We start from the raw sequence: 25,688 nt of genomic DNA on the forward strand, positions 1-25,688 counted from the left end.
ATTCGGGGGGCTGGAGTCAGGGCACGCGCGGGTTGTCCCGCGGGGGCCGCGTAGGTTCCAGATTGGGCGTTTGCTGCTGACGGCGCAGGTTTTCACCATTGCCGATGCCGCGGTTCTCGACCGTCGGCGTGCGTGGCATGGGCTGGGTAGACGGGCCGCGCACAGGCGGCGTCGCCGGGACGCTGCCCTGACGGCTGTTGGGGTTGGCGCGTTGCACGGGGCTGTTGTAGGGGTTGTTGCCATTGGCGGCAACGTGCAGCCACGGCTGCGCGGTCGCATGGGTAGGTAACCAAACCGCCATACCTATTACCAACAACGGTAGTGTCAGTTTCATGCTTCACCTCCGTACGAAAACGCCTGGCCTGGTGGCTTTGATAGCCTACGGCCCAAAGGGTTCGGGTCAAAAGGCTTGGCGACGCTGCAGGTGATTCACGATGTTTCAACCAGCGCCCCTTGATCGGGGCGCCGGTGTTGCCTGAGCCGAGCGCAAAAGCCTTAGTACGCAAGGCTCCAGGTCAGCGTGTAGGTCCTGCCTCGCCCTTGGTAATCGTAGAGGTAGGCAGGCCCGTAGGTGGGCGAGTAGAACAGCGTCGCCCGCTGGCCCCACACCGTGCTGTACTGCTTGTCCAGCAAGTTCTGGATACCTGCGCTGAAGGTGCCGTAGCCGGTGTCCTGGCTGCCCAGTAGATCGAGCGTGGTATAGCCATCGATCTTGTGTTGGGCATCGTCCTTCAAGCTGAAGGCCCGATTGGCCTGCAACCGCGCACTGCGCCCGTCATCCTTCCAGCCAACGAACGCGGTGGCTTTGGACAAGGAAGCATAACGCGCATCACGCTTGCGCCACCCGCCGCCGTCTGCCTCTTCCTCGGAACGGGTAAGGTGCAGCGTGCCGCCGGCTTCCCAACCTCGGTCGAAGTGGCGGGTGAGTGCCCCTTCGAAGCCAAAGTCGCGACTTTTCTGGTCTTCGACGTCAATGGTGAGGGTTTGCGAATCCACATTGATGATCTTGTCCGACCAGATGTAGTACAGCGCGGCTTGAGCGTCCCACTGCACGTCGGCATAGCGCCAGCCTAACTCCACCTGGCGGCTCTTGATCCCGGCCAGCGGGTTGTCCCCGACACTAAGGCCGGGCTTGCCGTAGTACTTGGCCGGATCGGGCAGGTCAAAGCCTTCGCCGTAGTTGGCCCACAGCTGGTGGCCGTTCTTGAAGTCGTAGATCGCCCCCAGGTTGTAGAGATTGACCTGATAGTCGTTACTCCCACCTGGAACGCCCTTGTAGTCACCCACCTCCACATCCATCTGCTGGCGCCGGGCGCCGCCGGAGAACGTCAGGTTGTCGGTGGCGCGCCATTCAAGCTGGCCATACAACGAGACCCCATCGACCACATAACTGGGGTAGCGCGCAGCCTTGCTGGCCTTGTCCAGATCCAGCCCGCCGCTTTCGGAGGACACCCGCGCATCGAACACGGTCTGGTCAGCGTTGAAACGTTCGCGGTCAATGTCCACGCCATAGGTGAATTTCAGCGTGTCCCACTGCTTGGCGAACAGCCCTTTGAGGCTGGTGACCTCGAAGTTCTGCTGCGAGGCTGCAAAATACACACCGCGCGAGCCGGTCGGTGTACCACGGTTGTAGTACGGGAACGGGTAGAAGTTGTTGTTTTCCTTGCGGTAGGAAGCCTGCAGGTAGAAATCCTGGCCCAGCACATCATTGTGGTGGTAATTGGCATTGAGCAGCACGCGCCGGGTGCGCGGGTTCAGATCGGACGAGTACCCGCTGCGCAACTGGGCCTCTTCGAGGTCGGAGGGGCCATTGTAATTGAGGTTGGGAAACCAGATGCCGGTGCTGCCATGGTTGCCGGAATCATAGTACTGGGCCAGCAGGTCAAGGCTCTGTTGATCATCGAACTGCATGCCCAGGCTGCCAAGCAGGTCCAGGGTGCGGTTGTATTGCAGGTCGGTCTGGGTATTGTCGATGAAGATCTGATCGCCTGCTCCATCGTAGAACGCCTCGTTCTGCTCGCCGGACACACCAAGACGCGCATTGAACCGCTCGTTGCCGCCGCTGATCGACTGGGCGAAGCGGGTCGCCAGATCATCGCTGTTGTTGAAACCGCTGCTGGCACCCAGCTGAGTTTCGAAACGCGCAGGGCCCGCCTCGCCCTTTTTTGTCACGATGTTGATGATGCCCCCGGTCGCACCGCCCCCGTAGATGGCGCTGGCGCCGGACAGCACTTCGACGCGCTGCACGTTGAAAGGCGAGATACTGTCGAACTGGCGCGACAGGCCTCGCGAGCTGTTCTGGCTGACGCCATCGATCATCACCAGCACGCTGCGCCCACGCATGTTCTGCCCGTAGTTGGTGCGCCCCTCCGGCGCCAGGTCAAGGCCAGGCACCAGTTTGCCGATGGCTTCCTTGAGGCTTACGCCACTGTCGATCTGCTCGCGCAGTTGCTGCTGATCGACCACCCACACGGTGCCCGGAATCTCGCTGATGGCAGTACTGGTGCGCGAGGCCACGCTTACTTCAATCGGCTTGAGGTTGATGGCCTGCTGGGGGGTATCGTGCTTGCGCAGCGTCACCGTACGCGCATCGGTGAACTGCCAGCTCAAGCCGGTGCCTTCGAGCAACCGCTGCAAGGCTTGCTCGACACTGTAGGCGCCCTGCAGGCTCGGGCTGTGCAGGCCAGCCACGTCAGCGGTGGTGTACAGCAAATGCAGGCCGGCCTGATCGGCAAAGCGCGTCAAAGCCTGGTCCAGCGGCTGCACCGGGACATCCAGCTGTACCTGCGCGGTCTGCACATATCCCTGCTGTGTTGCAGCAGCGACGTGAGCGGGCAGCGCGCCGGCCAATACGGCCAACGCGCCGCACGACATCAACACAGGTGGCAGAAAACGGCAGCGGCTATTCGAGAGCGTGGGCATGAGAGGCACGAGAAAGCTTCCAGGCGAGTCGTGAATGGGAATGGTTTGCGGCTTAGCCCCACTACGACGATCCAGCCCACGAGAACTTGCAGTGCCGATGAAAAGTTTTTTCGGTAGGTTTCGACAGGGCCGCTTTGAAGATCAATACACCACGGCGAGCCACGGCAGGTAGGTGACTTTCAGGCCATACCGCTGTTCCAGGGTGCGCAGCATGGCATGCGGATCATCCAGGTCGAACACGCCACTGACCTCAAGACCCGCTAGCTGTTGATCCGACAACACGATACGCCCAAGGCGATAGCGCTCAAGCTCAGCCAGCACTTGGCCTAAAGGCTTGCCATTGAAGATCAACTTGCCCCGTTGCCAGGCCAGCTGCGCATCGGCATCGGCCGCTACGCTCAAGGCTTGAGCGCCCTGCCGCGCAGCACCCTGGCCAAGGACCACATGCCCGTCGCGCCGCACGCTGAACCTCGCCCCGGTGCCGTTTACCGGCAGCCCTGCCGTTTCGACCACGAAAGGACGGGCCTCGGCGGACGTCTCGAACAGCGCCTCGCCAGCCACTATCACCACCCGACGTGCGTGCGCGTCGAATTCCACCTTTATGGCACTGGCGCTGTTGAGGGTGACGCGGGTGCCATCGGGCAAGGTGAGCATGCGCCGCTCGCCGGTACCGGTGTGATAGTCGGACAACCATACAGGTGCCTGCTGCCACGCCAACCAACTGCCCAGCATCAACGCCATGCACGCCGCGACACCGGCTTTCTGCAGCCATCCCCGGCAGTGCCGCAGCGCCTGCCCGATGTACTTGGCCACCATGCTTTCGGACACGCCGAGCCTTTGCGCCACCTGCCTTTGCGTCAACCCTTCCACGCGATTGAGCAACAGCGCCTGGCGCGCTTTGGGGGGCAGTTGCAGCAGAGCCTGATCGAGAATCTGCAGGCGCTCGCTGGCCAGTAACGCCGCCTCCGGTGCCGGCGCGCCACAGGCCACGTGTACCATGCCCTCACTGTCGTCGTGGCAGGCGGCAAGGCGCTGGTCACGACGCAGGGCATCGATCGCAATGTTTCCCGCCACGCGAAAGATGAAGCTGCGCGGGTGCACCACCGGCACAGCGTGCGCATCGATCTGCGCAAGCCTCAAGTAGGTTTCGTGGGCAACGTCCGCAGCGCGCTGGCGGTCACGCATGCGCCGGGTCAGAAACTGCAACAAGTCGTCATAGTGTTCCTGGAAACTTGCCAGCAGGCCCGGCACGTGAGACGTCAGCATGGTTAGGCAACTACACAGTAAGAGAAATTATCGGGCGTTAATGAGAAACAGTATCTTTCATCTATACCGACACTTTCAACGCTGCCGAGCATTTGCCACACTGCCGGACGATTCTTTCCAAGGCCTTGCCCCATGACCCTTCGCCCTTTGCTCATCACCCGTCTGCTTACTGTCCTGCTGATGTCGGCGACCTTGGGCGCGTGCGCGCTGTTGCAACCCCGGGATCCGGTTTCGATCAGCGTGATCGGCTTGGAGCCCTTGCCTGGACAAGACCTGGAGTTGCGCATGGCGGTAAAGCTACGGGTGCAGAACCCCAATGAGGCGCCGATCGAGTACAACGGTATTGCAGTGAACCTGGAGGTCAACGGCCAGCCATTGGCAGCGGGCGTCAGCGACCAGGCCGGACAGATTGGCCGGTATGGCGAGGCGGTGGTCCAAGTGCCGGTGAGCATCACCGCATTTGCGTTTCTGCGCCAGGCCTATGGGCTAGGCAAGCTGAACGCGCTGCAAGGCCTGCCCTACACGCTGCGCGGCAAACTGGCCAGTGGCCCTTTCGGCACGGTGCGGTTCAGTGACAAAGGCACGCTGGACCTGCCCAAGGGCAGCGAGTGGTAAGACGGCGCGTGCACCCGCTCAACGAGCGGCGCTGGCAGCGGCCATGAGCTTGTTGACTTCGCTGCGCACCATGCTGGCGTATTCGGGCGGGGTCATGTTGTCCAGCTCATTGCGCACCCATTCGGCCCACTTGCCCTTGCGCCGAGGTTTTTCGGCGATAAGCCGGGCCGCCTCGCCCTTGGCCTTACCCAGGTTGGCCTGCCACATCTCGAACAGCCGGGCTTTCTCGGCCTCGATCTGTGCCCGTTCCTCATAGCTCATGTTGGCCAGATTGAAACTCATGAATCACCTGCCTGATGGAAATGATCGGTATCTTACACCAAGGCGCCAGCGCCCACTGCGAGGCAACTTTTCTGGCGCACGAGTATCCATTGTTCTAACGACCCGTCCAGGAGGAGCATGGCATGGCCCGTAAAAATGCCGCAGTACCCGACAGCGACCAGATCAAGGACCAGGTATTCAGCGAGCTGCAGGCGCTGATCGAGGAATCCGAGCGGTTGCTCAACGACAGCGCTGCGCTGGTTGGCGAAGAGGCCGAAACCCTGCGCACCCAGATCAGCCTCAAGCTGCGTCAGGCCCGGGAAGCGGCCGGTAACCTGCGTGACAAGGCAAAGCCCATGGTCGCGGCCACCCAAGACTACATTGGCGGCCACCCGTGGCAGACCGTGGCACTTTCAGCGGGCGTTGGCCTGGTGGTGGGCCTGCTGCTGGGCCGGCGCGACTGACACCCACCCTGCCGCCTGCTGTGCTCAGGCGGCCAGTGCCAGCGGTATACCGCTGTGAAAACGCAGCTCTTGATCCGGTGAGGCGATGAGTTCCGCTTCAGCGGCGCGTACCAGTTCAACCCGGCGCGCAATGTCCGCCTCATCGCCATAGTGGTGCGCCAACTTGAGGTAGCCCTGATAGTGGCGCGCTTCACTCTTGAGCAGGCCGTGATAGAAACGGCCCAGTTCTTCATCCAGGTGCGGCGCCAGGGCCGCGAAGCGTTCGCAGCTGCGTGCCTCGATGAATGCCCCCACCACCAGCGTATCTACCAGCTTGACCGGCTCGTGGGCACGCACCAGGCGACGCAGGCCCGAGGCGTAGCGACCCGCGGACACAGGGCGCAGGGGTACGCCTCGGCGCTTCATCAGCCGCAAGACCTGCTCGTGATGAACCAGCTCCTCGCGCGCCAGGCGCGACATCATGTTGATCAGGTCAACATGGGTGTTGTACTTGGCGATCAGGCTCAATGCCGTGCTGGCCGCCTTGAACTCGCAATTCTTATGGTCGATCAGCAGTGTTTCCTGATCGGCCAGCGCCGCCTCGATCCAGGCATCGGGTGTAGGGCAGCCCAGGAAGGCGTCGATTTCAGGGATCAGGGACATAAACGATACGACCATACAGAGACAGGCAGGGGCGGCGATTATAGCGGCGGCAGGCAACGGCGTCAGTGGCTATGCTTGATGTGCATCAAGCGTCAGCGCCACGCGCGCGGCCTATAGTCTGGCACCGCCCGCCCATCTCCAGGGAGTACACGCCCATGCAAGCCGTCCGCAGCATTCTCGTCGTCCTTGACCCTGAGCACGCCCACAGCCGGGCGCTGACGCGCGCCAAGCTGATCGCCAGCGTCACTGGCGCACGCCTGCACTTGTTGATGTGTGACAAGCGGCGCGATCACAGTGCGCTGTTGAGCCTGCTGGGCAAGCAGTTGCAGGAAGACGGCTTTGACCACGTCACCCATGAAGCGGCGTGGCGAGACAACCTGCATGACACCATCATCCACGTGCAGCAGCGCGAAGGCTGCGAGTTGGTGATCAAGGAGCATCGCCCCGACAATCCGCTGAAGAGGGCCCTGCTCACCCCTGCCGACTGGAAGCTGCTGCGCGCCTGCCCGTGCGCGGTGCTGATGGTCAAGAGCGAGCGGCCATGGACCGGCGGCAACGTGCTGGCGGCGGTGGATGTGGGCAACCAGGACGAAGACCACCAGCGCCTGCATGCCAGTATCGTCGACCACGGCTACGAGATTGCCAGGCTGGCCAAGGGGGCGCTGCATGTGATCAGCGCCCACCCATCGCCGATGCTGTCGGCGGCCGACCCTGTCTATCAACTGAGCGACACCATCGAACAGCGTTATCGCCAGGCGTGCGCGGCTTTCCAGGCACAGTACGGTATCGCCGACGATTGCCTGCACGTGGCCGAAGGCCCGGCCGATGTGCTGATTCCTCATACCGAAAAACAGCTGGATGCGGTGGTGACGGTGATCGGTACCGTGTGCCGCACAGGGCTTACCGGCGCGTTGATTGGCAATACCTGCGAGGTGGTACTCGATGCACTGGAGGGGGATGTACTGGTGTTGAAGAGTGAGGAGGCGATGACGCATCTGGTGAATTCGGCGCGGGGGTGAACCGCATGCAGTCCCCTGTATGAGCGGCCTGGTGCCGCGATGGGCCGCATAGCGGCCCCAGCAATGTGAGCTGCGAAGCTGGAAGCCTGGGGCCGCTGCGCAGCCCCATCGCGGCCGTTCCGGCGCCCGGCAAGGCCCTTCCAACAACGGCACCTCGCCAGCCGTGGACTGGATCCCAGCTAAGCCCTGTTAACCCAACGCCTCTTTCACCTTGGGATCCAACCCCTCCCCCGCATTAGCCTCGATCCATTCGCCCAACTGCCGGCGCATGACCGGCGTCCAGAAGTTGTGTAGATGCTGGCGAACGCCCTGCACAGCCAGGTCCCGATTCGGCTCGCTGTCGAAGTAGTGGGCAATCTGGTTGGCCATCTTCACCAAGCTGTCCTGGCTCATTGGCGCACCTCGGCTTTCTCGGCGGATCGGCGCTCCTGCAACAGCCGACGCTGTTCGTCGCTGAAATCCTGGTAACGCTTTTGCCACTCAGACGGCTGGAACACTTTGACCACCTCCACTGCCGTTACCTTGTATTCGGGGCAGTTGGTCGCCCAGTCGGAGTTGTCGGTGGTGATCACGTTCGCGCCCGACTCCGGGAAGTGGAAAGTGGTGTAAACGACGCCTGGCGCCACGCGGCTGCTGACCTTGGCGCGCAGCACGGTCTGCCCGGCACGGCTGCCGATACCGACCCAGTCACCGTCCTGGATGCCACGGCTTTCGGCATCGGTCGGATGGATCTCGAGGCGATCGGCATCGTGCCAGGCGACGTTGCCCGTGCGCCGGGTCTGGGCACCGACGTTGTACTGGCTGAGAATGCGCCCGGTGGTCAGCAGCAGCGGATAGCGGCTGTTGACCTTCTCGTCGGTCGGTACGTACCCGGTCAGCATGAACCGCCCCTTGCCCCTGACGAACTGATCGATGTGCATGGTGGGCGTGCCATCGGGCGCTGCATCGTTGCACGGCCACTGCAGGCTGCCGTGGCGCTCGATTTCGGCGTAGCTCACCCGGCGGAAGGTCGGCGTCAAGCGGGCGATCTCATCCATGATCTCGGAGGGGTGACGGTAATTCATCGGGTAGCCCAGCGCATTGGCCAATGCCACGGTCGCTTCCCAGTCGGCCTTGCCCGCCAGTGGCTCCATGACCTTGCGAACCCGCGAGATACGGCGCTCGGCGTTGGTGAACGTGCCGTCCTTTTCCAGGAACGAGCTACCCGGCAGGAACACATGGGCGAACTTGGCGGTTTCGTTGAGGAAAATGTCCTGCACCACCACGCACTCCATGGCCAGCAGGGCGGCGGTAACGTGCTGGGTGTTCGGATCGCTCTGGGCGATATCCTCGCCCTGGCAGTACAACGCCTTGAAGCTGCCATCGAGGGCCGCTTCGAACATGTTGGGGATGCGCAGGCCCGGATCAGGGTGCAGGGTCACACCCCAGGCCTGCTCGAACTCGGCCCGTACACCTTCGTTGGAAATGTGCCGGTAACCCGGCAGCTCGTGAGGGAACGAGCCCATGTCACAGGAACCCTGGACGTTGTTCTGCCCACGCAGCGGGTTGACCCCTACCCCTTCACGGCCAATGTTGCCAGTGGCCATGGCCAGGTTGGCAATGCCCATTACAGCGGTGCTGCCTTGGCTGTGCTCGGTCACGCCCAAGCCATAGTAGATGGCCGCGTTGCCGCCGGTGGCATACAACCGGGCCGCGGCGCGAATTTGCTGCGCTGCAACGCCACACACCTGGCCCAGCACTTCGGGGGCATTTTCCGGCAGGCTGACGAAGTCGCGCCAGCGGGCGAATTCTGCGGTTTCGCAGCGCTCGTCGATAAAGTCCTGGGCCAGTAGCCCCTCGGTCACGATCACATGGGCCAGGGCATTGAGCATGGCCACGTTGGTGCCGGGACGAAGTTGCAGGTGCAGCTCGGCCCGGGCATGGGGCGAATCCACCAGGTCGATGCGGCGAGGGTCGATCACGATCAGGCGAGCGCCTTCGCGCAGACGGCGCTTGAGCTGTGAACCGAACACCGGGTGCGCATCGGTCGGGTTGGCGCCGATAACCAGCACCACATCGGCCTTCATCACCGAATCGAAGCTCTGCGTACCGGCCGACTCGCCCAGCGTCTGTTTCAGGCCGTAGCCGGTGGGGGAATGGCAGACACGCGCGCAGGTGTCGACGTTGTTGTTGCCGAAGGCCGTGCGCACCAGCTTCTGAACCAGATAGGCCTCCTCGTTGGTGCAGCGGCTGGAGGTGATACCGCCAATGGAGTCCCGGCCATACTTGAGCTGGATGCGGCGCAACTCGCTGGCGGCGTAGGCCACCGCCTCGTCCCAGCTCACTTCCTGCCACGGATCTTCCAGGCGCTTGCGAATCATGGGTTTGGTGATGCGGTCCGGGTGCGTGGCGTAGCCCCAGGCGAAACGGCCCTTGACACAGGCATGGCCGTGGTTGGCCCCACCGTTCTTGTCCGGGACCATGCGCACCAGTTGGTCGCCCTTCATTTCGGCACGGAACGAGCAGCCAACCCCGCAATAGGCGCAAGTGGTGATCACCGCACGTTCCGGCTGGCCCAGTTGCACCAGGCTTTTCTCGGTCAGCGTCGCGGTCGGACAGGCCTGCACGCAGGCGCCGCACGACACGCACTCGGAGGTCAGGAAATTATCGCCGCCTGCCGCCGCCACCCGGGATTCGAAGCCACGTCCGGTGATGGTCAGGGCAAAGGTGCCCTGGATGTCCTCGCAGGCACGCACGCATCGGCTGCAGACGATGCACTTGCTGGGTTCGTAGTCGAAGTACGGGTTGGAAATGTCCTTCTTTTCGGCCAGATGGTTGGCACCGTCATAGCCGTAGCGCACCTCGCGCAGCCCCACCTGCCCGGCCACGGTCTGCAGTTCACAGTTGCCGTTGGCCGAACAGGTCAGGCAATCGAGGGGGTGATCGGAGATGTACAGTTCCATCACGTTACGGCGCAAGCCCGCCAGGCGCGGCGTTTCGGTGCGCACGACCATGCCTTCGGTGACCGGCGTGGTGCAGGAGGCCGGGTAACCGCGCATGCCCTCGATTTCCACCATGCACATGCGGCAGGAGCCGAAGGCTTCGAGGCTATCGGTGGCGCACAGCTTTGGAATGGTCGTGCCAAGCATGGCGGCTGCACGCATCACCGAGGTACCAGCAGGAACGCTGATCGCGCGGCCGTCGATGTTCAGGCTGACCTGCACTTCGCTGTCACGGGCTGGCGTGCCCAGGTCGGTTTGCGGATCGAAGATATGGATCATTGCGCGGCCTCCGCTTGGGTCAGCCCGAAATCGGCAGGGAAATACTTGAGGGCGCTGGCGACCGGGTAAGCGGTCATGCCGCCCATGGCGCACAGCGAGCCGTATTGCATGGTGTCGCACAAATCGCGAAGCAGCAGTGCCTGGTCATGGCGCTCGGTGATGTCATCGCTGGCAATCAGCCGGTCCACCACCTCCATGCCACGGGTCGAGCCGATACGGCACGGGGTGCACTTGCCGCAGGACTCCTCGGCACAGAACTGCAAGGCGAAGCGGGCCATGCTGGCCATGTTCAAGGTGTCGTCGGCCACCACCACACCGCCGTGGCCGAGCATGGCGCCCACGGCCGCGAAGGCCTCGTAGTCCAGCGGCGTGTCGAAATGGCTGGGGGGCACCCAGGCGCCCAACGGCCCACCCACTTGGGCGGCCTTCAGCGGCCGGCCACTGGCCGTGCCGCCGCCGTAGCCCTCCACCAGTTCACGCAGCGTCAAGCCGAAGGCGCGCTCCACCAGGCCGCCGTGGCGAACATTGCCGGCCAGCTGGAACGGCATGGTGCCCAGCGAGCGGCCCATGCCGAAATCGCGGTAGAACGGTGCTCCCTTGGCCAGGATGACAGGCACCGAGGCCAGGGTCAGCACGTTGTGCACCAAGGTCGGCAGGCCGAACAGGCCTTCCAGCGCCGGGAGCGGCGGCTTGGCGCGAACAATGCCGCGCTTGCCTTCGATGGATTCGAGCAGCGCGGTTTCTTCACCGCAAATGTAGGCACCTGCGCCCACGCGCACTTCGAGGTCGAACGCCTTGCCGCTACCGGCCACATTGGTACCCAGGTAGCCTGCCTGACGTGCGATGACGAATGCCTGGTCGAGTGTGGCGATGGCGTCCGGGTACTCCGAGCGCACATAGATGTAGCCCTTGTCGGCACCCACCGCCAGGCCAGCGATGATCATGCCCTCGATCAGCAGGTACGGGTCGCCTTCCATCAACATGCGGTCGGCGAAGGTGCCGGAGTCGCCTTCGTCGGCGTTGCATACCACGTACTTCTGGGCAGGCTTGGCGTCGCGCACGGTGCGCCACTTGATGCCGGCAGGAAACGCAGCCCCGCCACGACCACGCAGGCCGGATTCGAGCACGGCAGCCACCACCTCGGCGCCGTCCATGGCAACGGCCGCTTCCAAGCCGGCAAAGCCGCCATGGGCGCGGTAATCATCCAAGGACAAGGGGCGGGTAATGCCAGCACGCGCGAACAGCAGGCGCTGCTGGGTCTTGAGGTAAGGCATGTCTTCCACAGGCCCCACCGCCAGCGGATGGTTTGCCTGCCCACCGATCATGGCGTCCAGCAGGCCGGGTACATCCTGCGGCGTCACCGGCCCGAAACCCTGCCGGCCCTGCCCGCTGTCGCACTCGAGCAGCGGCTCGAGCCAATAGAGGCCACGGGAACTGGTGCGCCGAATGTCCAGCTGCACATTGCGCCGCTCGGCCTCGCGCTGCAACGCCTCGACCACCTGGTCTGCGCCGACGGCTCGGGCCACCGAATCGCGGGGGACATGGACCTTCAACATGTGGCGCCCTCCCGGCAACCCTTGACCAACTCGCGTAGCCGCTCGGGCGTGAGCCGGGCGTGCACCTGACCGTCCAGTTCAAGGGCTGGCGAACAGGCACAGGCACCCAGGCAATAGACCGGGCGCAGGCTGATGGCACCGTCGGCGCTGGTGCCGTGGTCATCGAGCGCCAATTGCTCGCGCAGCTGCGCGGCCAGGGCCTCGGCGCCACGGCTCTGGCACGACTCGGCCCGGCACAGGCGCAGGGTGTGCCGGGCTGGCGCGGCAGTGCGGAAATCATGATAGAAGCTGATGACGCCCTGGACCTCGGCCCGGCTCAGGTTGAGTGCGTGGGCGACCTCGCCGACGGCGGCATCGGGAATGTAGCCGACAGCATGCTGGATGGCGTGCAGTATCGGTAGCAGCGCACCAGGCGTTTCTTGGTGATCGGCCACGATACGTTGGACAGCGGGCAGGTGGAGCATTTGATCAGGCATACAGCGGACCTCGGCATCACGGCCCGCCCCTGTTGTTGTATTGGCGGGTTCCGGCGTGTTCTGCTGCGGCGCGCCAGCCACGTCACGGTTGCGTGGAGCAGGCGGCCTCCTTGCCATCGTCCATGCGTCTGCGCGCGGGTCCAATGGCATCCTGCAAGCATGGCACTTGCTGCACCGGAAGGTTGCGCGCGAACGACCAGGCGCATTCTGAAACCGACGTCCCACGGCTTTACGGGCTGATCGATCTTCGGGCTCGCCAGCACGCGCTTGTGCCCCCTGACGGTCAAGGACGTGCGAAAACCGCTTCCCAGGCACCTGCCACCGACACGTGTGGCCAGAACCGGCTCGACTCCCCTTGGCGCTAGGTTTAAGCTGGCGCCTTTTCGTACGCATGGAATCGCGTTTGTCTAGCACATACCAGGGAAGCTGCCTTTGCGCGGCAATCGGTTATGAACTGCTCGGCCCGCCCAAGGCCGTGAGCCACTGTCATTGCAGCCAGTGCCGCAAAGGCCACGGCGCTGCCTATGCCTCATACGGCAGTGTGCCGCGTGAGGCGCTGCGTATGCTGCGCGGCGCTGACCAGCTTGCGGCCTATGCCTCGTCCCCCACGGTGCTACGGCAATTCTGTGCAGCCTGCGGCTCGAGCCTGTTCTGGTCACGCAATGCAGGCCGATACGCCGATTGGATCTCAATCGCCCTTGGCACGCTCGATACCCCCTTCGTACCCACACGTGATACCCACCTGCATCTCGACGCCGCGGCGCCCTGGCACCTGCCATCAACCCTGCCGAACGAGATCGACCCACTGAAAAGGAAGCCCAATGCGTAAACTCAAACTCGCCCTCGCCGCCCTGCCGTTCTTCGTCATCGCCGGTTGTGGCAACGACGCCCTGGAAGGCACCTACGAGCAAACCACGACCGTGATGGGTATCCAGAGCCCGAAACAGACGTGGGAGTTTTCCAAGGACTACATCATCACCAACGGCAACAAGCTGAAGGTGGATGAATGGGAGCGCAAGGATGACATGGTCACCGCGCGCAACAAGGATGGCATGGCGTTGATCAACGTACGCGTGCTCGACGGCGGCAAGCGTCTGGAGGCCGTCGGCGGTAGCGACATGGCCAAGAACGTCTTCGTGCGCGTCGACTAAAAGCCCTCGCGCCGCCCACCGCAGGTAAGTGCACCACTGCGGTGGGCGGGGCATGACACGCTACAGACCGTCTCCGCCCGGTTCAGAGCTTGAAGGTGCTGACCATGTCGTTGAACGAGATGGCCAGGCGGGACAGTTCCTGGCTGGATGCGCTGGTTTGATGCGCACCGGCCGAGGTCTGGGTCGACAAGTCCTGGATGTTGATCAGGTTGCGGTCTACCTCGCGGGCCACATTGGCCTGTTCTTCGGACGCCGTGGCGATCAGCAGGTTGCGGTCGTTGATCTGGGCGATGTTCCGGGCGATCCGCTCCAGCGATTCCCCAGTCGCCTGGGCCAAGGCCTGGGTGCTGTCGGCCAGGTTTCGGCTGTTGCCCATGGCCTTGACCGCATCGTCGGCACGGGCCTGAACGCCTGTGATCATGGCTTCGATCTCGCCCGTTGAGGCCTGGGTACGCGCCGCCAATGCCCGCACTTCGTCTGCCACCACCGCAAAGCCTCGGCCCTGCTCGCCAGCCCGCGCCGCCTCGATGGCCGCGTTGAGCGCCAGCAGATTGGTCTGTTCGGCAATGCCGCGGATCACATCGACCACCTTGGCGATGTCGCGCACGCTACCGGCCAACTCCCCAACGATGACCGTGGACTGTCCGATTTCGCTGTTCACGCTGGTTATGGCCTGCACGGCTTCGCGCGCCTGGTCACGGCCACTGGCCGCTTCCTCGGACGTCTGCCGGGAGGCTTCGGAGGTGGAGGTGGCGTTGCGTGCTACCTCCTCGACCGCCGCACTCATTTGCGTGACGGCCGTGGCGGCGAGCTGGATTTCATCATTCTGGCGCGTGAGCCCGCGGGTGCTCTCATCGGTGACGGCGTTGAGCTCTTCTGCCGCGGAGGCGAGCTGATCCGCTGCGTTGGCGATTTGCTCCAGGGTGCGCTTGAGGCCTTGCTGCATGACCCCCAGGGCGTTTAGCAGTTGGCCGGTCTCGTCGGCGTGACCTGTCGCCACGGGTTTGCTCAGGTCGCCGCCTGCAATGCGCTCGGCCGTATTGACCGCCAGCGCGATCGGTTTGCTGATGACACGGCTGATGAACATACCCAGCAAAATGGCGGCCACGAACGCCGCACCGATACCCAGGTACAGGTTGAGTTTGGCCATCGCCTCGTTGTGTTTTGCAGCTCGCGCACCTTCATCGATCTGCCGGTTATTGGACTCGACCATTGTGGTCAATTCGTCGAGCACGGTACGAAATGCCTGGTGCAATTCGCCGGCCATCAATTGCCTGGCTTCGGCCAAGTCGCCTCGTGCGATGGTGGCTACCGTCCGATCCATGATGGCCTGGTAGGCTGGCCAGTCCTTTTCCATGCGATCGCCAGCAAGGCGTTCATCATCGGCCAGAGGCGTGGCTCGATAGATTGCGAAAGCCTGCTCGCTGCTCTGCCGGTTTTCTTTCATGGACGCAAGAATGGCAGCGCGTTCAGCTTCGGGCGCATTGATTGCGGTAGCCGCTACAAGCCGGTAAAGGTCGCGGCTCTGGGCAATGGCACTGAAACGCGCCTCTGCAACTTGTGCCACTGACACGAGGTTGTTGGAAAACACCAGCTGCAAGCTGGACGAGAGCGAGCCGATTCCTTGGCTACCGACAACTCCTACACTCAAGGTGATCAGTGCGCACAGCGCGAAAGCGAGGTACAGCTTGACCGACAACCTGGCATCGTAGAACCAATTCATGAGTTAAACCCTGGAACGAAGTGAGAGAAAAACCAACTGTCAGCCGCGCATCATGTCGGCCGCCTGCTCGGTGGCCTCCGTCGTGCGCGTGGCCAACTTGCGTACTTCATCGGCCACCACCGCAAACCCCCTGCCTGCCTCCCCGGCACGTGCTGCCTCGATAGCGGCATTGAGCGCCAGCAGGTTGGTCTGGCTGGCAATGCTCTGGATGGTGCCGACGATCTGGGTAAGCTTGGTGATGTTGGATTCCAGGGTGCGCTGGTGCGCAGCTTCGGTCTCACGCATGGCAGACTGTTGATGCTCCCGGTCCACGTCCACCAACGCCCCGACCACACGTAACGGCGCGCCGTAGGAATCGCGCTTGGTCTGGCCACGGGCGCGGAACCAGCGGTACTCCCCGCTTTTCATTTTCAATCGGTACTTGATGTCGAACGGCGTCTTGCCCGTACGGTCGTTCAGGTGCGCCTGGAAGGCTTCCAGGCTGTAGGCCTTGTCCTCCGGGTGCAGGCGTGAGGCCCAGCTGTCCAACACGTCCGGGAATTCCTCGACGGTTTCGAAGCCCAGCAAACGGCGGAACTGCGGCGACCACCAGAAGCGGTTGCGCGGGTTGACCGGGTCACCTGCCACCACTTCCATATCCCACAGGCCTTCGCTGGACGCACGATTGACCAGGTCGAATCGGGTTTCCGAGGCGCGCGCATTGGCGTCGGCCTCGGCCAGCATCAACCGGGCGTTTTCCAGCTCGCGCTCAAGCTCGGCAATACGGCCTTCACGCTCAGCGGCATGCAACTCACGCGAGGTCCATTCACGTTGCACGTCTGTCCAACTGGCGGCAGTGCGGCCACCGTCAGTGTGTGTTTGCGGGAGGGAGGCAGCCAGCTGCGTGAGCGCCTGGCGCTCGCCGCGGTTACGAAAAAGATGAAGCATGGGTCGGTACTCGGAGGAAGACGAAAAAGACCAATCCCTGGCTTCGTTACCGGCTCACGCATGGCCATCGCAGGATGCGAGCGCTGCTGCCTGACCGGTAGTGCGAACTACGACAGCGGCGCAACGACAAAGGTTGCGCGGCAATGACATCATTACGATATCAATTATGGGAGGGAGTCGGGCAAGCCCGCGCCGGCCCCGCCAATCTGAGCTGAGAAGCTCAAATCCCGTCGCCGCCCGCGATGCACGCCTGCGCCGCATCCCCCAACATCTCTGCTGCCAACACCCGGAACCGTCGAGTCAGCACGTTCTCAGGCCGGTCGGATGAAAGGAGCAGATACGTGTAGAACCGCAACTGCGGGGTAAACGGCCGTATGTCGATGCCGGTGTGCAAGTACTCTGCCGCCACCAGCGGACTGACCACGCTCACCCCCAACCCTAGCCCGACCAGTGAGCACACAGTAGCGGCATGGGTGGCGTCCAGGTTGAGCACCCGCGGGTCATCCTCGGCGAACAGCCGGTCGAGCCGCGTGCGGGAGCCGTCGGTATGCGACAGCGAAATGAATTCTTCGCCCTTGAGGTCAGCAGGCGTCACGGCCTGCAAGGCACCGAGCCGGTGGCCCTTGGGGAAGATGCACACGCCAGGCACATCGCAGATGATCTGGGACTGCACGCCCGGCATGTCCTCGGCCACATAGGACACCAGGCACACATCGCAGAACCGGGTCGCGGCCCAGTGCGCCACGTTTGGCGAGTCGTTGGTGTGGATGGAAATATGAACGTGCGGGTTCTGCTGGCGAAAGCGCTGGATGATCTTTGGCAGCAGACCATGGGTCAGGGAGGGCACCGCGCCGATACGCAATTGCCCGGTACCTCCGCGCTTGAGGTGCTCGGCGGAGGTTTCCAGGCTGTGCAGCCCGATGAAGGCGCGCTCTACGTCGGCGAAAAACTGCGCGCCCTCATCGGTTGGCAGCAGACGCCCCCCTACCCGTTCAAACAACTTGAACCCATTGGCCCGTTCCAGTTGCGCGATCAGCCGGCTGACATTGGGCTGGGAGGTATGCAGCGCCTGCGCCGCTGCTGTCATGGAGCCGCTGAGCATGACCGCGCGGAAGGTTTCGATCTGCTTGAAATTGATGGCCATATCATTTCTGCATGACGGGTTGATGTATTGTCATTTGATTGCATGACGCGCAGATTTTATAACTACAACCACATCGACGTCTGCTCCGATGCAGCGCGATACCCCCGAGCGCATACCGGCAACAACACACATAACACCGGTGCTCCAGCGTCACTTCAGCTCTGCCCTTGTACTCACGCATCGCCCCCGCACAGTGGCGCGGTGCAGCCCGGTAATCAGGAGGCATCATGTCGTTCTCGTATAAGAAACTAAGCGCTGCACTGGCCCTGACGTGCGTGTCGTTGGCGGCGGTACCCACCGTTCAGGCCGCCGACCTGCCCGCCGTCCCCGCAGCCATCAGGGAGGCGGACCACCTGCGCGCTGGCGTGCGCTGCGACCAGCCACCGTATGGCTACCAGGACAACAAGGGTGAATTCGCCGGCGTCGAGGTCGAGATGGCCAAGCAGATTTCGCTATGGGCCCTAGGCTCGAAGGACAAGGTCAGCTTCACCTGCGTGACCGCCGAAAACCGTGTGCCGCAGCTGCTGGGGCGCAAGGTGGACTTGCTGATCGCCACCCTGGGCGTCACCCCGGAACGCCAACGGGTGATCGATTTCACCACGCCCTACCGGTGGGGCGCCAGTGACGTGGTGGTAAAGAAGGACAGCCCGGCCCGCACGATTGCCGACCTCAAGGGCAAGACCCTCGCCACGCTCAAAGGGTCGGTGCAGGCCAAATGGTTCGAAGACCACATGCCCGACGTCAAGACCCTGCGCATGAACAGCGCCGCCGATGCCTTGCAAGCCTTTCGCCAGGGCCGCGCCGACGCCTACACCCACGATGCCGCCACCCTCGTGGTAGTCGCCGACAACGACCAGGATGCCCGCCTGATAGGCCAACCGTTCCAGATCTCCGATGCCGCCATCGGCGTGCGCAAGAACGAAGCGCAGTGGCGCGACTTCCTGAGCGCGGCGGTATTGCGCATGCGCGAGGAACACCTGTTCCGAGACTGGGTGCAGCAGTTCGTACCCGAAAACATCCAAAGCTACTACATCAGCGTCTTCGAGCAGGCCAAGCCTGCCGAAGCGCTTTGATCGGCCGCCATCATGGAGTTCGACGTCCATTATCTGGTCGAGCAATGGCCTGCCCTGCTCGACGGTGTGCTGATGACACTGCGCATCACAGCCCTGGCCATCCTCTGCTCGCTGCTGATCGGGGTGCTGGGCGGGGCGGTGCGCGTCATGAAGATCCCGGTGCTGTCCCAGGCAGTGGCGCTGTACGTGGAGCTGATCCGCAACACGCCAATCCTGGTGCAGTTGTTCTTCATCTTCTATGGCCTGCCGGCCATTGGGCTTGGGTTGTCGCTGTTCTGGTCGGGGGTGGTGTGCCTGTCGCTGTGGGCCGGTGCGTACCAGATCGAGAACATCCGCGGCGGGCTGGCCACGGTGGAACGTGGTATGCGCGAGGCGAGCCTGGCACTGAGCCTCAAGCCCGTGCAGTACTTTGCCCTGATCGCCATGCCCATCGCCTTTCGCACCAGCCTGCCGGCGATGCTCAACACCGCGATCTCACTGCTGAAGAACTCTTCCTACCTACAGGCCATCGGCCTTGCGGAATTGACCTTCGTCGCAGTGGACCGCATCGCCACGGACTTTCGCGCCATCGAGATGTTCACGGCCATCTGCGTCATGTACCTGGTGCTGGTGGGGGTGCTCGCGTTGATGACTGCGCGGCTGTCCGCCCACCTGCAACGCCCTTTCCGGCAGTGAGGCGACCATGAATTTCCTACTCGAAAACTGGAGCTTCGTGTGCAAAGGGTTGTTGATGACCCTGTACCTGGCATTGGTGGTGCTGCTGTTCACCACGCTGATCTCGGCCGTGCTCGGCGTGCTGGCCACGGTCAAGAACCGCCTGTTGGGGTGGACGATCCATGGCTACGTGGAGCTGTTTCGCTCCATTCCGCTGATCGTCAACGTGTTCTTCATCTTCTTCGGTGCGCCGATGTTCGGTGTGGACCTGAGCCCTTTCGCCGCCGTTACCGTGGGCCTGACCTTGTGGGGAAGCGCCAACGGCATCGAGATCGTGCGTGGCGGGCTGGAGTCGGTGTCCAGGCATCAGTGGAAAAGTGCCTGGGCCCTGGGCCTGCGCCCCTGGCAGATCTACCTGCATGTGGTTGTGCCGCAGTCGATGAAAGCCATCCTGCCGGCCTATACCGGGTTGCTGACGATCCTGGTGCAAGCCACGTCCCTGGGCGCCCTTGTGGGTGTGGGGGAGTTTCTCAAGGTCGGTCAGATCATCATCGAGCGGGAAACCGTCATGACCGGCGTGAGCCCCGCCTTCGCGGTCTACGGCGTGGTGCTGTTGGTGTACTTCGTCATCTGTTCGGCGCTGACCTGGCTCAGCCGTTATCTCGAACGTCGTCTGGGTCGTCCGGCGGCACGTACTTCCACTGAAGAGGTTCCAGCATGCAAGCATCCAAAGTCAGTCGGCGCCTGAAGGAAAGCACCGCGCCGCAAGTGAACGAGTACATCTACCGCCCGCGCCTGGAAGGCTTTGCCAGCGGCTTCGCGAACCTGGGTAACGTCAACAAGGCGCACATCCTGATGCTGGCCGAACAAGGCCTGATCCGCGGCGAACATGCCAGCGTGCTGGCCAAGGGTGTGCTGGACATGGAGCAGGCAGGCCCGGATGCGGTCGAGCTGGATCCTTCGCGCGAGGACGCCTACTTCAACTACGAGGCCCACCTGATCGAGCAGATCGGCGCCGACATTGGCGGGCGCCTGCACACCGGTCGCAGCCGCAACGACATCCTGGCCACCCTCGACCGCCTGCGCTGCCGCGACCTGCTGATGGCCCTGATCGATGAGTTGGCAACGGTACGCGCCACGGCCCTTGACTGCGCCGAGCGGTACGCCGAAGTGGTGATGCCTGGCTACACGCACCTTCAGCCGGCGCAGCCGATCACCTACGGCTATTACCTGAGTGCGGTGGAACAGGCCCTGGAGCGCGACAGCAAACGCCTGACCCAGACCTTGGAATCGATGAACCAGTGCCCGCTTGGAGCAGCCGCCTTCGCCGGCACGCCGTTCGACATCGACCGCGCCCGCACCGCCGAGCTGCTGGGCTTCGACGGCTACCTGGACAATGCCCTGGATGCCATAGGCTCGCGGGATTTTCTGCTCGAAAGCCTGTCGCACCTGAGCAACCTGGCGGTGTTCTGGAGCCGCGTGGCGCAGGACTACTTCGTGTGGAGTACTCATGAGTTCAACCTCATCGACTTCCCCGACAGCGTCGCTGCCACTTCCAGCATCATGCCGCAAAAGAAGAACCCCACCGTGCTGGAGTACCTCAAGGGCCGCAGTGGCCATATCGTCGGCCTGCTGATGGGTGCGAGCGTGACCATCAAGGGCACCAATTTTTCCCATACCGGCGACGGCAATCGCGAAGGGACACGGGGCTTCTGGGAGGCTGCCGAAGAAAGCCTGCGCTGCCTGAAACTGCTGGACCTGGTGCTGCGCACCGCCACCCCCAACAGTGACGTGGCGGCACGCCGCGCCGGTGAGGATTTTTCCACCGCCACCGGCTTGGCCGACCTGATGGTGCGCGAGGTCGACCTGTCGTTCCGCGAAGCCCACCATGTGGTCGGGGGCGTGGTGCGCATGGCCATGGACCAGGGCCTGCCGGCCAATCGGATAACCACCCAGATGATCGACGCCTGCGCCCTGGAGCAGCTGAACCATGCCCTGCACCTACCCGAGCAGAAGGTGCGTGATTGCCTGGACCCGGCCAGCAACGTGCAGGGCCGCAGCTCTGCCGGCGGCCCCTCGCTTGGGTCCTTGATGCCAAGCCTGGCCCGCGCCAGCAAGCGCCTGAGCGCAGAGCGTACGGCCAACCAGCAGCGCCGCGAGCGCATGAGCGCGGCCGATCTCAACCTGCAAGCCCTGACCCGGGCACAGGCGGGCCTATGAGCACAATCCTGACGGTTCGCGACCTGCATAAAAGTTTCGGCCCCCATGAAGTGGTCAAGGGCGTCGACATGGACGTGCGCCAAGGCGAGGTGGTGGTCATCATCGGCCCCAGCGGCTCGGGCAAGTCCACCTTCATCCGCTGCCTGAACAGCCTGGAACCGCCCTCCAAGGGCACCGTGGTGGTTGGCGATGGCGATCAGGCGCGTGCGGCAGACCGCAAGGCCTTGGCCCGGCTACGCGAGGACGTGGGCATGGTGTTCCAGGACTACACGCTGTTCCCGCACATGACGGTGCTGGCCAACATGATGCTCGCCCCGGTCAAGCTCAGGCGCGCAACCAAGGCGCAAGCCCAGGCCCACGCCCTGGCCTTGCTCGAGCGCGTCGGCCTGCGGCACAAGGCCGGGCATTACCCGGCCGAGCTGTCCGGCGGCCAGCAGCAGCGGGTGGCGATCGTTCGCGCTTTGGCGATGAAACCCAAGTTGATGCTGTTCGACGAGCCCACCTCTGCGCTGGACCCGGAAACCGTCGGCGACGTGCTCAATGTCATGAAGGGCCTGGCGGCCGAGGGCATGACCATGATCGTCGTCACCCACGAAATGGGCTTCGCCCGCGAAGTGGCCGACCGCGTGGTGTTCTTCGACGCCGGCAAGGTCATCGAGACCGGGCCGCCATCCCAGCTCTTCAGCGCGCCGAAAGAGGCTCGCACCCGGCAGTTTCTGCAAAGCGTCCTGCACTGAACGAACAGCGTGTTCAACCCTTCTTCCCGCAGCCAGCGCCCGCTTGCACCGGCCAAGCGTGTCTGCGCGCCAGCCAGGAGTATTTCAGATGAACGAAGCGACCCCATCCCTGGATACACCGGGCATCCAACCCATGATCCAGATGGAGAACGTCAACAAGTGGTACGGCAACTTCCATGTGCTCAAGAACATCAACCTCAGCGTGCAGCCAGGTGAGCGCATCGTGCTGTGCGGCCCGTCCGGCTCAGGCAAGTCGACCACCATTCGCTGCCTGAACCGCCTCGAAGAACACCAGCAGGGCCGCATCGTGGTCGAGGGCGTCGAGCTGACCCACGACGCGAGGCAAGTCGAGACCATCCGCCGCGAAATCGGCATGGTGTTCCAGCACTTCAATCTGTTTCCGCATTTGACCATCCTGCAGAACTGCACCCTGGCGCCCATGTGGGCGCGCAAGATGCCGCGCCACGAAGCGCAAGCCTTGGCGATGCATTACCTGGAGCGGGTGCGTATTCCTGAACAGGCACACAAGTACCCCGGCCAACTGTCCGGCGGCCAGCAGCAGCGCGTGGCGATTGCCCGGGCGCTGTGCATGAAACCCAAGATCATGCTGTTTGACGAACCCACCTCGGCACTGGACCCGGAAATGGTCAAGGAGGTGCTCGACACCATGGTCAGCCTGGCCGAGGACGGGATGACCATGGTGTGCGTGACCCATGAAATGGGCTTCGCCAGGACCGTGGCGCACCGGGTGGTGTTCATGGACCAGGGCGAGGTGGTCGAGCAGGCCGCACCGGCGGTGTTTTTCGAGCGCCCTCAGAGTGAGCGAGGGCGGTTGTTCTTGAGTCAGGTGTTGCATTGAACAGGGGCGCCCCTTGGGCGCCGACTGTGCAGCAAACGGGAATATCAGCGACGACCCGCTCTGGCTTTCAGCGATTGGACCGAGCCGCGCATTTCCCGCAGGCATGCCCCGCACGTATTGGATGTTGGAGCAGCTTAACCTGCTGCTTCCACGTTTTTGAATACTGCCTCTACTTCACTTTCCAGTTGATTGATCGCGCCGAGGTACTCGATCAATTCCGCCGCCCGGCTGCCGCGCAGCCCGGCCGTGGTCATTTCCCCATCGACCACGTAGCTGTACACGCCACTGACCGCGAACGCCTTCAAACTTCCAATGTGCCGGGCCTGATCCGCCAGCGTCCCCTTGAACACCTGCCCCTCGAAAAACCGGCGCCGGGCTACAGGGTTTCCGAAGGCGACTTCCATGATTACCAGTTCGGCACGCGCTGGCGTGGCCGTGTGCGCCACATCTGGCGCCGGTGGGTGATTTCCATCGTTCTGGAACGGGGCGCACAGGTGTAGTTGCACTTTCAATACCGAGGCATCCTGCGCCAGGGTCGGCGCGAGTTTGTCGCGCACATACGTTTGCAGATCTTCAAGGCTTTGTCGCGGGCTCATGTGCACATGAATCCGGTCGGAATGATCGAGCCCATTGAGGCGCTCGTCCGCCAGCCGATTCACCACCATCATCGATCCCTGGGGCAAATCGTACGCGAGCGTTTCGTCGAACATGTTCTGCTCGTCCGAAAACAGTAGCGGGCTGGCTTGCTTGAAGCGTTCCTGCTGATCGGCGGACTTGAAGCCGATCTCTACACCGCCATCGAGTTCGTAGTCTGCGATCTCTCCCACGCCCTCGGCCAATGGCCAGAGGTGCGCGTCCTGAGTGCGCGAGAAGTGGTGCTGGATGTACAAGCCCAGCCCTGGCAGCCGTGAGCACAACGGGCCGTGCACGTCGCGCCAGTAGTGGGCGAAGATCGCGTGAGGGACACGTTCGCGTCTTTTGACGGTGGTGTAGCTGTTGAGGGTGATCGTCATGGCTTGACCTTGTTGAGCTTGCGGGATGTTTAGAGTCAGAGCCGCCTGTGGGGATGGCGTTCAGTCAAGCTCGTCGTGACTTGGCAAGAGGTAATTTGGCTTAACAGATCGAGAGGTTTCCCGGCCGAGAGGTGCAGTCAACAGGGACTTACGGAGTAGCAGACCTGATAGAATTCACGTTTTTGCGCTTGATCGTGGTCTGAGCACTAGACTTGGCTAACTGGGGCCCCTCTGTGAGGGGACGGCAGTGACCTGTCAGCCAAAAGCGCTAGACACTAGTAACCGAGAGATTTTCGAGTGCGCCCCCGAAACGCCAGAAAACGCGGCCAGCCCAATGGATACGGTAAGTGAGACGTTTTCTATTGCCCCCCATGATGGATTGGGCAAGTTTTCCCTACAGGGCCATGTATACGCCGCGTTCAGCAGCAAGCTTCATGGCTGGTACCATTTTTGTACCATCCATGTAGCGCCTTCTTCTCGAAAAGTTGAAAGAACCGATCACCTCACATTGCGAGGTAACGGGCACTACATCAAAGGCCCGCTCCTGAGAGCCTCACGCGTTGTAGGTCGCAGTCGAAAGATCGTGAAGCCGCCCTCAACACCACGAACCTCGTCTCATAGCGTGTCGTAGAATCGATCCTCACGAGGCGTGACGACCAGCACGATGGATCATCTGGCCGGCATTCCACCTGAAATTCCGTACGACTTATCTCAGCGGCAGGAAAACCAATACAGATGGGCCAAGAGGCACCACTACTCTCAAGACTTTTTGACACAAAGTGAGTTAGGCAAACCGCCAACAAAATTCTGATGTGCGGCTGCGACAACGTCATTCAGTTTCTGAGTACTCATGTCAATCTCAACTGTCCCTGCGCAAAAGAGGCTATCTTCACTGCCTGCTGAATAGCTACTGGGACGATAATCATCCCTCGCCATTTGTCTTTCACAGCATATCTTGGATAGTTGAGTACAGAGGATGTTAACAGTTGGAATCAGACGCAATGCCGAACTAACAATTTCTGGATTGGGGTTATTAAATTTAACCCGCCCATTCGAAAAAATAATGGACTCCGGCTTCACGACCCCCAACAAATCAGTCGTAAAAGAATCCGCCGCCCCTTCACCTGGCAATCCGCCATGGTGAGGAAAAACCAAATACTTAGCGTTCACATCAACTGAATGCCTGAGTATCTGATCTAAAGCAATTCGATCCATATCCCCTGTGAGCAGAGCTAGCGGCTCACCTTTAAACATAACTCGAAGCACGATACTTACAGAGTTACTAGTTAACTTACGACTATCTTTCGGGAGCGTTTGCCCCGGCCCTGACAATACCATCGCAGGCGACGGGGAAACAACCTGCAGATGGAGATCATCTGTAACTTCACACCACTGATATGGGCTACAGGAACTTATCCCATACTCAACCAACAACTGATCATTACGCATCTGGTCATCTATTAAATACCGCACATCTTCCCAGAGCATTGAAGTTTTGATCGAATCAGGATTAATGATTAGCTTTTTTACTGAATATTTAGGGTTAGATAGAAGAGTTATCAAGCCAGCCAAATGATCAGCATCGGTATGCGAGATAACAACCAAGTCAAGCTGAGTCAGATCCGCTTGATCCAGAAAGCGTTGAAGGTGGGTTTTTCCGGCAGTATCGATAACCACAACCCTACCGGCGTCTGCCAACACCGCCG

24 protein-coding genes and 2 pseudogenes are annotated in these 25,688 nt (G+C 62.3%); 11 read left to right on the forward strand and 15 right to left on the reverse strand.

The genetic code is table 11. The features are described from left to right. Nucleotides 1-16: 16 nt before the first annotated feature. From ACK59L_RS11885 to ACK59L_RS11895, 3 genes are all read right to left on the reverse strand, one after another. Nucleotides 17-334, reverse strand: a complete 318-nt coding sequence (locus tag ACK59L_RS11885) for a hypothetical protein (RefSeq protein ID WP_409273778.1) — start codon at nt 332-334, stop codon at nt 17-19. 161 nt (nt 335-495) lie between these two features. Continuing rightward, nucleotides 496-2,922 (reverse strand): TonB-dependent receptor, encoded by a 2,427-nt coding sequence (locus ACK59L_RS11890; RefSeq protein WP_409273780.1) that lies wholly within the window; start codon nt 2,920-2,922, stop codon nt 496-498. Nucleotides 2,923-3,063: 141 nt separating this feature from the next. Beyond that, a complete protein-coding gene (locus ACK59L_RS11895; RefSeq protein WP_409273781.1) occupies nt 3,064-4,188 on the reverse strand; it encodes a sigma-70 family RNA polymerase sigma factor in 1,125 nt (374 codons plus the stop codon). A gap of 132 nt (nt 4,189-4,320) precedes the next feature. Between ACK59L_RS11895 and ACK59L_RS11900 the strand changes: the two genes are divergently transcribed. After that, the gene (locus ACK59L_RS11900; protein WP_409273783.1) at nt 4,321-4,803 is read left to right on the forward strand and encodes an LEA type 2 family protein; all 483 of its coding nucleotides are present in this window, start codon (nt 4,321-4,323) and stop codon (nt 4,801-4,803) included. Nucleotides 4,804-4,821: 18 nt separating this feature from the next. Here the strand turns inward: ACK59L_RS11900 and ACK59L_RS11905 are convergent, their stop codons facing one another. Then, nucleotides 4,822-5,085, reverse strand: coding sequence for a hypothetical protein (locus ACK59L_RS11905; protein ID WP_058605664.1), 264 nt, complete (start codon nt 5,083-5,085; stop codon nt 4,822-4,824). A gap of 122 nt (nt 5,086-5,207) precedes the next feature. Between ACK59L_RS11905 and ACK59L_RS11910 the strand changes: the two genes are divergently transcribed. Beyond that, nucleotides 5,208-5,528 carry a YqjD family protein gene (locus tag ACK59L_RS11910; RefSeq protein WP_027914998.1) on the forward strand — a complete coding sequence of 107 codons (321 nt, stop codon included), beginning with the start codon at nt 5,208-5,210 and terminating at the stop codon, nt 5,526-5,528. Nucleotides 5,529-5,552: 24 nt separating this feature from the next. Here ACK59L_RS11910 and ACK59L_RS11915 read toward each other — a convergent pair whose 3' ends face one another. Further along, nucleotides 5,553-6,170: a tRNA-(ms[2]io[6]A)-hydroxylase gene (locus ACK59L_RS11915; RefSeq protein ID WP_058605665.1), complete on the reverse strand. Its 618-nt coding sequence runs from the start codon at nt 6,168-6,170 to the stop codon at nt 5,553-5,555. A 155-nt stretch (nt 6,171-6,325) separates the two neighbouring features. On the opposite strand from ACK59L_RS11915, the gene ACK59L_RS11920 reads away from it, so the two are divergent. Continuing rightward, nucleotides 6,326-7,189, forward strand: a complete 864-nt coding sequence (locus tag ACK59L_RS11920; protein ID WP_409273786.1) for a universal stress protein — start codon at nt 6,326-6,328, stop codon at nt 7,187-7,189. Between the two features lie 189 nt (nt 7,190-7,378). On the opposite strand, the gene ACK59L_RS11925 is transcribed toward ACK59L_RS11920, so the two are convergent. Genes ACK59L_RS11925 through ACK59L_RS11940 form a run of 4 tightly spaced genes read right to left on the reverse strand, consistent with a single transcriptional unit; the run spans nt 7,379 to nt 12,481 of the window. Further along, nucleotides 7,379-7,582 carry a formate dehydrogenase subunit delta gene (locus ACK59L_RS11925; protein WP_196136468.1) on the reverse strand — a complete coding sequence of 68 codons (204 nt, stop codon included), beginning with the start codon at nt 7,580-7,582 and terminating at the stop codon, nt 7,379-7,381. Further along, nucleotides 7,579-10,449 carry a formate dehydrogenase subunit alpha gene (gene fdhF / locus ACK59L_RS11930; protein WP_409273788.1) on the reverse strand — a complete coding sequence of 957 codons (2,871 nt, stop codon included), beginning with the start codon at nt 10,447-10,449 and terminating at the stop codon, nt 7,579-7,581. The genes ACK59L_RS11925 and fdhF overlap by 4 nt, the downstream gene beginning before the upstream one ends. Continuing rightward, nucleotides 10,446-12,005 carry a formate dehydrogenase beta subunit gene (locus tag ACK59L_RS11935; RefSeq protein ID WP_409273790.1) on the reverse strand — a complete coding sequence of 520 codons (1,560 nt, stop codon included), beginning with the start codon at nt 12,003-12,005 and terminating at the stop codon, nt 10,446-10,448. Before ACK59L_RS11935 ends, fdhF begins: the two co-directional genes overlap by 4 nt. After that, nucleotides 11,999-12,481 carry a formate dehydrogenase subunit gamma gene (locus ACK59L_RS11940; protein WP_409273792.1) on the reverse strand — a complete coding sequence of 161 codons (483 nt, stop codon included), beginning with the start codon at nt 12,479-12,481 and terminating at the stop codon, nt 11,999-12,001. The genes ACK59L_RS11935 and ACK59L_RS11940 overlap by 7 nt, the downstream gene beginning before the upstream one ends. A 403-nt stretch (nt 12,482-12,884) precedes the next feature. Here ACK59L_RS11940 and ACK59L_RS11945 point away from each other — a divergent pair, with 403 nt between their 5' ends. Both ACK59L_RS11945 and ACK59L_RS11950 read left to right on the forward strand, forming a co-directional pair. Further along, nucleotides 12,885-13,310 carry a GFA family protein gene (locus ACK59L_RS11945; RefSeq protein ID WP_409273807.1) on the forward strand — a complete coding sequence of 142 codons (426 nt, stop codon included), beginning with the start codon at nt 12,885-12,887 and terminating at the stop codon, nt 13,308-13,310. After that, nucleotides 13,303-13,632, forward strand: coding sequence for a hypothetical protein (locus ACK59L_RS11950; RefSeq protein WP_023534182.1), 330 nt, complete (start codon nt 13,303-13,305; stop codon nt 13,630-13,632). The genes ACK59L_RS11945 and ACK59L_RS11950 overlap by 8 nt, the downstream gene beginning before the upstream one ends. 82 nt (nt 13,633-13,714) lie before the next feature. Here ACK59L_RS11950 and ACK59L_RS11955 read toward each other — a convergent pair whose 3' ends face one another. From ACK59L_RS11955 to ACK59L_RS11970, 4 genes and pseudogenes are all read right to left on the reverse strand, one after another. Beyond that, nucleotides 13,715-14,578, reverse strand: coding sequence for a methyl-accepting chemotaxis protein (locus ACK59L_RS11955; RefSeq protein WP_409273809.1), 864 nt, complete (start codon nt 14,576-14,578; stop codon nt 13,715-13,717). Next, nucleotides 14,573-15,355 (reverse strand): annotated as a pseudogene (locus ACK59L_RS11960) (MCP four helix bundle domain-containing protein); the annotation flags it as partial. The gene ACK59L_RS11955 and the pseudogene ACK59L_RS11960, both read right to left, overlap by 6 nt. Nucleotides 15,356-15,394: 39 nt before the next feature. Beyond that, a pseudogene (locus ACK59L_RS11965) lies at nt 15,395-16,009 on the reverse strand (PAS domain-containing methyl-accepting chemotaxis protein); the annotation flags it as partial. A gap of 493 nt (nt 16,010-16,502) precedes the next feature. Beyond that, complete coding sequence (locus ACK59L_RS11970; RefSeq protein ID WP_409273794.1) at nt 16,503-17,426, reverse strand: LysR substrate-binding domain-containing protein; 924 nt, start codon at nt 17,424-17,426, stop codon at nt 16,503-16,505. A 227-nt stretch (nt 17,427-17,653) separates the two neighbouring features. On the opposite strand from ACK59L_RS11970, the gene ACK59L_RS11975 reads away from it, so the two are divergent. The 6 genes from ACK59L_RS11975 (at nt 17,654) to ACK59L_RS12000 (ending at nt 22,969) form a co-directional block, all read left to right on the forward strand. Continuing rightward, the gene (locus tag ACK59L_RS11975; RefSeq protein WP_409273796.1) at nt 17,654-18,499 is read left to right on the forward strand and encodes a transporter substrate-binding domain-containing protein; all 846 of its coding nucleotides are present in this window, start codon (nt 17,654-17,656) and stop codon (nt 18,497-18,499) included. Nucleotides 18,500-18,511: 12 nt separating this feature from the next. Continuing rightward, entirely contained in the window at nt 18,512-19,174 is a 663-nt protein-coding gene (locus tag ACK59L_RS11980) for an amino acid ABC transporter permease (protein WP_023534227.1), read from the forward strand. 7 nt (nt 19,175-19,181) lie between these two features. Continuing rightward, nucleotides 19,182-19,901, forward strand: coding sequence for an amino acid ABC transporter permease (locus ACK59L_RS11985; RefSeq protein ID WP_058605676.1), 720 nt, complete (start codon nt 19,182-19,184; stop codon nt 19,899-19,901). Continuing rightward, nucleotides 19,871-21,373 (forward strand): argininosuccinate lyase, encoded by a 1,503-nt coding sequence (argH, locus tag ACK59L_RS11990; RefSeq protein WP_409273799.1) that lies wholly within the window; start codon nt 19,871-19,873, stop codon nt 21,371-21,373. The genes ACK59L_RS11985 and argH overlap by 31 nt, the downstream gene beginning before the upstream one ends. Next, a complete protein-coding gene (locus ACK59L_RS11995; RefSeq protein WP_230382576.1) occupies nt 21,370-22,110 on the forward strand; it encodes an amino acid ABC transporter ATP-binding protein in 741 nt (246 codons plus the stop codon). The genes argH and ACK59L_RS11995 overlap by 4 nt, the downstream gene beginning before the upstream one ends. Before the next feature lie 88 nt (nt 22,111-22,198). Then, complete coding sequence (locus ACK59L_RS12000) at nt 22,199-22,969, forward strand: amino acid ABC transporter ATP-binding protein (protein WP_409273801.1); 771 nt, start codon at nt 22,199-22,201, stop codon at nt 22,967-22,969. A gap of 134 nt (nt 22,970-23,103) precedes the next feature. Here the strand turns inward: ACK59L_RS12000 and ACK59L_RS12005 are convergent, their stop codons facing one another. Both ACK59L_RS12005 and ACK59L_RS12010 read right to left on the reverse strand, forming a co-directional pair. Beyond that, nucleotides 23,104-23,982: an EthD domain-containing protein gene (locus tag ACK59L_RS12005; protein ID WP_409273803.1), complete on the reverse strand. Its 879-nt coding sequence runs from the start codon at nt 23,980-23,982 to the stop codon at nt 23,104-23,106. Nucleotides 23,983-24,741: 759 nt separating this feature from the next. Next, nucleotides 24,742-25,688 (reverse strand): ComEC/Rec2 family competence protein (locus ACK59L_RS12010; RefSeq protein WP_409273805.1); only part of this gene is annotated, 947 nt, incomplete at its 5' end.

This window comes from Pseudomonas sp. KCJK9111 (assembly GCF_046231935.1).
Classification (GTDB): Bacteria; Pseudomonadota; Gammaproteobacteria; order Pseudomonadales; family Pseudomonadaceae; genus Aquipseudomonas; species Aquipseudomonas parafulva_B.

What these genes read in the sequence shown, in the direction of transcription:
- ACK59L_RS11885 (WP_409273778.1), bottom strand. Translation starts at nt 334, where the DNA reads ATGAAACTGACACTACCGTTGTTGGTAATAGGTATGGCGGTTTGGTTA.
- ACK59L_RS11890 (WP_409273780.1), bottom strand. Translation starts at nt 2,922, where the DNA reads ATGCCCACGCTCTCGAATAGCCGCTGCCGTTTTCTGCCACCTGTGTTG.
- ACK59L_RS11895 (WP_409273781.1), bottom strand. Translation starts at nt 4,188, where the DNA reads ATGCTGACGTCTCACGTGCCGGGCCTGCTGGCAAGTTTCCAGGAACAC.
- ACK59L_RS11900 (WP_409273783.1), top strand. Translation starts at nt 4,321, where the DNA reads ATGACCCTTCGCCCTTTGCTCATCACCCGTCTGCTTACTGTCCTGCTG.
- ACK59L_RS11905 (WP_058605664.1), bottom strand. Translation starts at nt 5,085, where the DNA reads ATGAGTTTCAATCTGGCCAACATGAGCTATGAGGAACGGGCACAGATC.
- ACK59L_RS11910 (WP_027914998.1), top strand. Translation starts at nt 5,208, where the DNA reads ATGGCCCGTAAAAATGCCGCAGTACCCGACAGCGACCAGATCAAGGAC.
- ACK59L_RS11915 (WP_058605665.1), bottom strand. Translation starts at nt 6,170, where the DNA reads ATGTCCCTGATCCCTGAAATCGACGCCTTCCTGGGCTGCCCTACACCC.
- ACK59L_RS11920 (WP_409273786.1), top strand. Translation starts at nt 6,326, where the DNA reads ATGCAAGCCGTCCGCAGCATTCTCGTCGTCCTTGACCCTGAGCACGCC.
- ACK59L_RS11925 (WP_196136468.1), bottom strand. Translation starts at nt 7,582, where the DNA reads ATGAGCCAGGACAGCTTGGTGAAGATGGCCAACCAGATTGCCCACTAC.
- fdhF (WP_409273788.1), bottom strand. Translation starts at nt 10,449, where the DNA reads ATGATCCATATCTTCGATCCGCAAACCGACCTGGGCACGCCAGCCCGT.
- ACK59L_RS11935 (WP_409273790.1), bottom strand. Translation starts at nt 12,005, where the DNA reads ATGTTGAAGGTCCATGTCCCCCGCGATTCGGTGGCCCGAGCCGTCGGC.
- ACK59L_RS11940 (WP_409273792.1), bottom strand. Translation starts at nt 12,481, where the DNA reads ATGCCTGATCAAATGCTCCACCTGCCCGCTGTCCAACGTATCGTGGCC.
- ACK59L_RS11950 (WP_023534182.1), top strand. Translation starts at nt 13,303, where the DNA reads ATGCGTAAACTCAAACTCGCCCTCGCCGCCCTGCCGTTCTTCGTCATC.
- ACK59L_RS11955 (WP_409273809.1), bottom strand. Translation starts at nt 14,578, where the DNA reads ATGCAGCAAGGCCTCAAGCGCACCCTGGAGCAAATCGCCAACGCAGCG.
- ACK59L_RS11970 (WP_409273794.1), bottom strand. Translation starts at nt 17,426, where the DNA reads ATGGCCATCAATTTCAAGCAGATCGAAACCTTCCGCGCGGTCATGCTC.
- ACK59L_RS11975 (WP_409273796.1), top strand. Translation starts at nt 17,654, where the DNA reads ATGTCGTTCTCGTATAAGAAACTAAGCGCTGCACTGGCCCTGACGTGC.
- ACK59L_RS11980 (WP_023534227.1), top strand. Translation starts at nt 18,512, where the DNA reads ATGGAGTTCGACGTCCATTATCTGGTCGAGCAATGGCCTGCCCTGCTC.
- ACK59L_RS11985 (WP_058605676.1), top strand. Translation starts at nt 19,182, where the DNA reads ATGAATTTCCTACTCGAAAACTGGAGCTTCGTGTGCAAAGGGTTGTTG.
- argH (WP_409273799.1), top strand. Translation starts at nt 19,871, where the DNA reads ATGCAAGCATCCAAAGTCAGTCGGCGCCTGAAGGAAAGCACCGCGCCG.
- ACK59L_RS11995 (WP_230382576.1), top strand. Translation starts at nt 21,370, where the DNA reads ATGAGCACAATCCTGACGGTTCGCGACCTGCATAAAAGTTTCGGCCCC.
- ACK59L_RS12000 (WP_409273801.1), top strand. Translation starts at nt 22,199, where the DNA reads ATGAACGAAGCGACCCCATCCCTGGATACACCGGGCATCCAACCCATG.
- ACK59L_RS12005 (WP_409273803.1), bottom strand. Translation starts at nt 23,982, where the DNA reads ATGACGATCACCCTCAACAGCTACACCACCGTCAAAAGACGCGAACGT.